Source organism: Sphingomonas sanguinis NBRC 13937, assembly GCF_001591005.1.
GTDB lineage: Bacteria > Pseudomonadota > Alphaproteobacteria > Sphingomonadales > Sphingomonadaceae > Sphingomonas > Sphingomonas sanguinis.
The window spans coordinates 1-7,039 of record NZ_BCTY01000087.1 but is presented as its reverse complement, the minus strand read 5'-3'; the positions used below and the strand labels follow the sequence as shown (position 1 = coordinate 7,039).

Here is a 7,039-nt window from a genome sequence, read left to right as displayed (position 1 = left end):
GGGGGAGGAGGCGGCGGGGGCGGCGGGGGCGGCGGCGGCGGCGGCGGAGCAGCCGGTTCGCCGAAGTTGTACGCCACGCCACCCAGGATCGAGTGCGAACGGAAGCGGCCGTCGAACGTGTTGTTCGCGACGTCGACCAGCTTGACGTTCTCGGCGTTGAAGAAGCGATACTTCAGCGTCGCGTCGATGTGGTCGGTCAGCGGAGCACGGATGCCCGCCAGAGCCTGCCACGCGAACACGGTGTCCGAGTCGTTCAGGAAGTCAGCACGCTGGGTCAGGGCGTAGTTCGCCTTGACGCGCGCAACGCCGACACCGCCGCCGACGAAGCCCTGGATGCCGTCATCGGCACCGAAGTCCAGCAAGCCGTTCAGCATGAAGCTGAGCGCCGAGGTGGAGCCACCGGCATAGTCGTAGTTACCAGCCGGAACGGTGCCCGCACCGACGCCGGTGTTGGTCAGCGTGGTCGAGCTGAACGAGTCGACGGTCGCACGACGATAGCCGACTTCGGTTTCCAGACGGAAACCACCGAAGTCGTAACCCATCACGCCGTCAACGTCATAACCATAATCATGGTTGACGCTGGCGGTGCCGGTGCGCGTGCCGGTGATATCGTAATTGATATCTTCGACGATCATCCCGCCGCCTTCGATGCCAACGTACCACGACTTGTCGCGGGCGAGGGCAGGCGAAGCCAGAGCGGTGGAGGCGAGTGCCAGAACAATGGCAAGCTTCCGCATCATAGTCCCCTTTCTTGGTTGTCACTACGGACAGCGCAAACCCACTATCGGAGCGTTGGTTTCCACGCAAGCAAACAAAAGCCCGCGACTGTGGCATTAAAGGCACAGGATTTTGCTCACCCCGAGGCGATCAAACCGTGCGCACCGAGCGCCGCAATCACCGAGGCCAGCGCATTACGTGCTTCAATATCAATGACTTGACCACCGCTTGGAACGGCGATTGCGGATCGTTGCGACCCGATAACTTTTTTTCCCTCCACAATCACTTCGCGCGCCAGGACACGCCCTGTCCGCCACGCATTTCCATCCCATTCGGACCGGCATTGCTCCGCCCGACTCCAGACCCCCATGCCTTCGCGCGGTGCCAGGAATCGCCAGCCGCCATCGGTCCACCCCGTCAGCGCAGCGGCATGCCCGGCCCAGGCCCCGGTCGGTTGCGGTCCGATGATCCACGCCTGGCCCAGTTGCGGCACGCCCGGCGGGACGTTGAGCCCGACCGCCTCGACACAGGGTTGCACGATCAGATCGAGCAGGCTGAGCGCCTCGTTATGCGTGATTTCCTTTTGCGCCTGCCCCGCTTCCAGCAGCGGCAGCGTCCAGCGCGGTGTCTCCGTCACCATGTCATCCCTCCCCCACGAAACCGACCAGCGGCAGCGATGCGCCCCAGGTTCCCAGTTGCCAGATTGTCACGCGCGTGTCGTCGGCCACCGCGCCGCGCCAGCCGGGCATGGCCACCTCCTCGACCCGGTCGCCGATGGCGATGCGATAGCGCTCCGCCTCCTCACCCAGCGGCGCGTCCACCCGGTCGAGCCAGCGCCAGCCGATCCGGCTCCGCCGCGTCCAGCCGATGGCGACCTGCCCGTCCGCTCCCCGTGTGCACCGCCAGCCGACCGGGGCGGGGGGCAGGATCGACGCGCCGGTGACCTCGGCCATGGCCTGAACGCCCGCGCCGTCATCGCCGACACCATGCGCCAGAACGTGCACCCGGCCGCCGAGCATCGTGACCGGCACATCGATCGTGCGGACCGCTCCAGGCTCCAGCAGGACGAAGCGCGCGCCCGGTCCCGCCTGCCCGATCCGCGCCTCCGTCCCGCGCAAGCCGCGCCGCAATTCGCTCAACCGCCAATGGCCGTCACCCAGCGGCTCGGCCCTGGCGAACTGGATCAGCTCGCCATCGATCCAGGCCAGATTGGCCCCCGCCTGGATCGCCGCCGGATCGGCATCGGCCAGATCCTCGGCCACCCGCACCACGAAAACCCCCCGCCGGTCGATCAGCCGCGCACCCCCACCGGTGGTCACCGCGACCACCGCGCCGATCACACCGGGCAGCGCGGTGGCGCCGAGCGCGATCCAGCTGGCACCGTCGTCCAGGCTATAGGCCAGATTTGCCTGTCGCCAGCCAGGGCCGCCCGCCGCCACGACCGACAGGCGCGGGCTGGATAGCGGATCGTCGGTCAGCGGCGGCGCCTCGAACGCGATCAGCCGGGTCGCGCCGATCACCCGATCCGGCGCGGGTGCGATCCGGCCGGGTGAAGCGGGCAGCATCGCCCCCGCCTGCCCCACCGGCACACAGGCCAGCCGCACCGCCATCGCCTCCCACGCTGCCTCGACCACGCGCCAGCGCCCGGCCTCGCCCTCGATGCCCAGGATCGTGCCCGGGGTGATCGCCAGCGCCTCCGGCCCCAGCGTCACCGTACGGCGAACCCGCTCGGTGGCGCGGCGGGCGAGCCGGGTCTCTGCCAGGGTGCGCGCGGTCGCGGCGTCCAGGGCGGCGGCGAGGTCCAGCCGCTCGTCGCGTACCCCGCCGGAGCGCCGCGCGCGCTGCATCCCGATCTGGTAATCGCGCGCCGGGTCGTAATGCGCCACCGTCACGCTGGCGGGCACCGCCGCCTCGGCCGCGATGCTGCGCCGACCGCGCTGTCCCGCCCCCCGCGCGCCCATGGCGTCGTCGCGGATCGTCCGCGACGGAAGGCCCTCTCTCGCCACCAGCCGAACGCCCGCACCATCCGCCACCCATTGTCCGCCGCTCATATCGGCCAACGTCGCTAGCACCGCGCGCACGCTGCCACCGCTCGCGGCGAAACCCGCCACGGACAGCCCTGCATCCCCAGGCTTCACCAGCGCCGACAGGGCCCCCGCGATCATGCCGCAGGTCACCGGCGCAGCATCCGTCTCCACCTCGAAGGTCAGTTGCGGAATGCGGTTGCCGAACTCGGCCAGCGCCAGCCCCTCGAACACCGCATGGGCGAGCCCCCGAAAGGCCGAGGCGCGCGTCCCCTCGACCGAGGCGATCAGTGGATCGACGGGCTGGTCCTCGCTGCCGGTGTAAAGGCGAAAGCCGGTCGCGACCTTGAAGTCGCCCGCCGCCCCCCGCAGCAACCGGCCATCGGCCCAGATACGACCCACCCGCCGGATCATCCGCCCCGACAGGGCCACCGCGAAATTCGCCGAATAGCTGTAGCTTTCGGTACCCGGCCGCCCCTTGCCGCCGCCGCTCGTGCCCCGTGCCTCGATCAGGTCGGTCGCCCAGATGACCGGCCCGGCGACCCGCATCGTGCCGAAAATGGCGGGCATCTGCGTGCCATAGGTCGATGTCTGCACCGACAATTCGGCCAGGCGTGGGCCTTGCCGACGCGGCGAACCCAGCACCGCATGATCCAACCGGTTGCCGATCAGCGCACCGATCGCGCCGCCCACCGGCCCCAGCAGCGCACGGCCCACCGTGCCCAAGACCAAGGTCGCCATTACCCCTCCCCCTTCCAATATCCCAGTACCGGCCAGGGCGGCACGCCCGGCCGCCACGCGACGCGGCGAAGCCCTGCATCGGCATGGATGATTCCGTCGCTGACCCGGATCGCCAGATGCAGCTGCCCCGGCCCCGCCCGCATCAGCAGCACCGCGCCGGGTGTGTCCGCTCCCCGCACGAACTGCGCGTCGAGCAACGCCGTCACCCGCGCCGCATCACCGCTGCGCCAGCCATAACCGGTCGGTGCCTGCCGCCCGGTCGCCGCCGCGACCAGACCGACACAATCGAGCCCGTGCGCCGCGTCCCGGCCATGCAACCGGAACCGCGTGTCCAGCAGCGCCCGCGCCGCCGCCTCGACCCGGTTCATGCGCCGGGATAGCGGGTGAGCAGGTCGATGCCGGGCAGGAACGGCTCGCCGCGAAAATTGACGGTGTTGGCGAAGCGCGACAGGCAGGTTTCCAGACGCTTGTCGCAACCCTCGACCAGCTCGACCAGTGGACGCCCCTCGACCGCGAAGGCGGGCGCGGCGGACAGCCACAATCGGCTCCCCTCCGATCGCGCGACCATCGCCTCCAGCCCCGCATTGGCGCCACCGAACCAGATCAGCCGCCCCTGGCCGTACGCATTGGCGACCGGCTCGGCCGTGTCGAGGGTCAGCATCGCCTCGCCATCCCAGGCCACGACCCGCACGAAACGCCGCCGCCCCGCCATCGCCACCCGGCACCGCCGGTCGCCCAGCGACGCGCGGCAATCGGGCGAGGTCTCCTCCGCCACCGGTCGGTCGAGCAGCGCAGCCACCCCGCCGAGTTCGGCGGTGAAGCCCCCCTCGCCCAGCTGCACCGCGCCGATCGCGCCCTGGCCCAGCGGCACGGGGGCATTCTCGCCGGACCAGTCGACCGCGATCGCCGCGACGCTCGCCCCGTCCCAGCGTCCGCTGAGCAGATCGCGCTCGCCGATCGCCGCGCTGGTCAGCGCGCCCGACGCATCCATCAGATCGGGGTCGAGCCCGTCGCCGCGCAGGATCGCACTCGGCGTCAGGCCGGGTGCGGCGCGGTAGCGCAGGCCATCGAGCCACAGATCATGATCGTGGCCCGTCAACCCGATCGTCACCCCGTCGCGCCGCTCGATCCGCCAGCACAGCACCCAGCTCGTCAGCGTGTCCGCGATCATGCCTCGCGCACCTCGACCAGGGGGACCGAGGAGGCCGCCCCCGCCTGGAACCCCGCCAGCGTGGCGCTCAGCCGGTCCTCGGCGAAACGGACGGGCACGTCGAAGGTGAAGCTGGCGGTGACGACCGCTCCGGCGGCGGGCGCGGTGTCGAGCAGCAGCCAGCCGCCCGGCTCCATCCCGAACCCGGCGACGCCTTGGCCCGCGACCTTCACCGACACGCTGCCGGCGACGGGGCGGGTGATCCGCCGCGTCTGGTCGCCATAATGGCGGATCAGCGCGAACCGGCGCGTGGTGCCGTCGCCCATGCCCAGCGCTTCGTCTGTCCCCACGCTATCGAACGGATCGCGCAGCCGGAACCCGCGCGCCGGGCCCATCCGCGCGCGGAAGAAGCCCAGCAGCGCCGCGATATCCTCCGCCGAGCGGATGCCGGGACCGACATCATAGGTCGTCCGCGCCTCGGCCCAGGCGGCATTGCGCGCCTCTCGCCCGCCCGCACTGGTCAGGATCGCGGTGGAGAAACCCGGCGTCACCTCCGCTTCGCGTCCCAGCGCCAGCGGGAAGAGCACATCGTCGAAAGCCTGCATATCACCGTCCCCTTCCCAACAGACGAAGCCGTCGCGCATCACCTGCGGGATCGCCCACAAATAGGTCGCGGCCACACCCCGCTCGCGCGCGACCTGTGCCGCGTCGGCGATCCATCCCCATTGCTGTCGCTGGTCGGCGCGCAGCACGAAGCCCGACAAATAATGCTGGCGCGCGGGCGGATAGCCGAGCCGCGCCTCGGCCAGCGCCACGCCCTGGCGGGTCGCGGCGGTGTCGCCCGCCGTTACCCAATCATAGTCCTCCAGCTGCAACACATCGAAGGCCGGGCTGGCCCAGCCGACCGGCATGTTGGCCCGCTTGGCCTCGGGCGCCTGGCGGTCGAGCACGGTCGGCAGATAGGTGAGCAAATGCGTGACGCAGCCCGGTGCCGCCGCCTTCGCCGCCGCACAGAGCGCCGCCGTCGACGCCGCCAGGCACGCCCCCGCCCGGTCGAGCGTGTCGCGCTGGGCCTGGCTCTTCGCACCGCTTATGCTCGCCATCGGCACGGGCGCGAAGGCCGCCACCGCCGCCGCATCGTACAGGCACGGCGCACCGTCCGAAGGCCGCACCCACCACCAGGGTTCGCCGACCTGGAACTTCGGCGCTAGGCCCGCCGCTGTGCCGAGCGCCAAAAAGGCCCGCGCCACCGACTGCAGATAGGCCATCGCCCCGGAATGGGCCGGGCTGAGCAGGGTCGAGGGCGGCTCCCAGCCGGTCAGCGCGGGCGCGCCGTCGGCGGCACGCTGCTTCCAGTCGCCCCAGCAATGCGCGTCGAACAGCTCGTACGACAGCGACCAGATCAGGCCATAGCCCAGCGCCCTGGCGTCCCGCGCAAAGCCGCGATGCCATGCCGCGCTCGCGACGTTCAGCGCCCCGCCGGTCAGGCTGGCGTACAGCCCCTCGCCACTACGCTCGAGCCGAAAATAATGGCTCATCCCGACATAATGGACGATATCGCCGCGATAGCCGAGGTGCAGCATGTTGCGCAGCAAACGTTGCGGCGTCAGGTGATAGCTGTCGTCATAACCGCTCGCGATGCCGAAACCCTGTTCAGGCAGCACCGCCGCGCCGATATCGATCACCGCCCCCGGCCCGTCACAGGCGATACCGGTCATTTCGACCCAGCCCTCCTGCGGCTGGTCGAGAAAGCGCGCGTCCGTATCGTAATCGGGCGCGACCAGCGAGACGAACATACGATCGACATCGCCCGCCCACACGGGGTCACGATTCTCGGGAAACCGGAAGCCGCCCGCCAGCGTCGCGAAATCGAGCACGACCTCGGCATCCTCGGGGGTACCGGTCGCGTAATTCCACAGCCGGACATACCAGGCGCGGGCCTCGCCGGTCTCGTCCCGCCCCTCGATGGTCAGCGTCGGCCCATGCCGCGCGTCGAGCGGCTTGATCCCGCCCGAGCGCCACCGGAACCGCAACCGGCAATCGCGATAATCGCGCACCGTGGCGTAGCGCAGCAGCGGATGGTCATGCCGGTCCGCCGATTCCCAGATCAGCCCCGCCAGATCGTCGGCGCGGTAAAAGACGGTATCGACGCGCAGGCCATCCGGCGCGCTCGCCACCGCCGCCGCCATCATCGGGCGCGGGAAATCGACCGTCCAGTAGCGCGGATCGAAACGCGACAGTGTGTCGCTGCGCTGGTCACGACGCTGGTCGTGCAGGCAGTATTGCATGATTTCGCTCCTCTTATTCCTCCCCTGCAAGGGGAGGTGGCAGGCCGCAGGCCTGACGGAGGGGTGTCCCGGCAGGAGAGGTCGGACACCCCTCGCGACCGGTGACACCCCCCCCCCCC

General features: G+C 70.3%; 6 protein-coding genes. All 6 read right to left on the bottom strand.

Annotated elements, in window-relative coordinates:
* A partial coding sequence (locus tag SSA01S_RS18410; protein WP_061781563.1) for an outer membrane protein occupies positions 1-737 on the bottom strand: 737 nt, incomplete at its 3' end.
* Positions 738-853: 116 nt separating this feature from the next.
* Entirely contained in the window at positions 854-1,357 is a 504-nt protein-coding gene (locus tag SSA01S_RS18405) for a DUF2793 domain-containing protein (protein ID WP_061781562.1), read from the bottom strand.
* 1 nt (position 1,358) lies between these two features.
* Positions 1,359-3,482, bottom strand: a complete 2,124-nt coding sequence (locus SSA01S_RS18400) for a phage tail protein (RefSeq protein WP_061781561.1) — start codon at positions 3,480-3,482, stop codon at positions 1,359-1,361.
* Positions 3,482-3,850: a hypothetical protein gene (locus tag SSA01S_RS18395; protein ID WP_061781560.1), complete on the bottom strand. Its 369-nt coding sequence runs from the start codon at positions 3,848-3,850 to the stop codon at positions 3,482-3,484. The genes SSA01S_RS18400 and SSA01S_RS18395 overlap by 1 nt, the downstream gene beginning before the upstream one ends.
* Entirely contained in the window at positions 3,847-4,653 is an 807-nt protein-coding gene (locus SSA01S_RS18390; RefSeq protein ID WP_061781559.1) for a phage/gene transfer agent baseplate hub protein, read from the bottom strand. Before SSA01S_RS18390 ends, SSA01S_RS18395 begins: the two co-directional genes overlap by 4 nt.
* A complete protein-coding gene (locus SSA01S_RS18385) occupies positions 4,650-6,920 on the bottom strand; it encodes a DUF2460 domain-containing protein (protein WP_061781558.1) in 2,271 nt (756 codons plus the stop codon). The genes SSA01S_RS18390 and SSA01S_RS18385 overlap by 4 nt, the downstream gene beginning before the upstream one ends.
* Positions 6,921-7,039 lie beyond the last annotated feature (119 nt).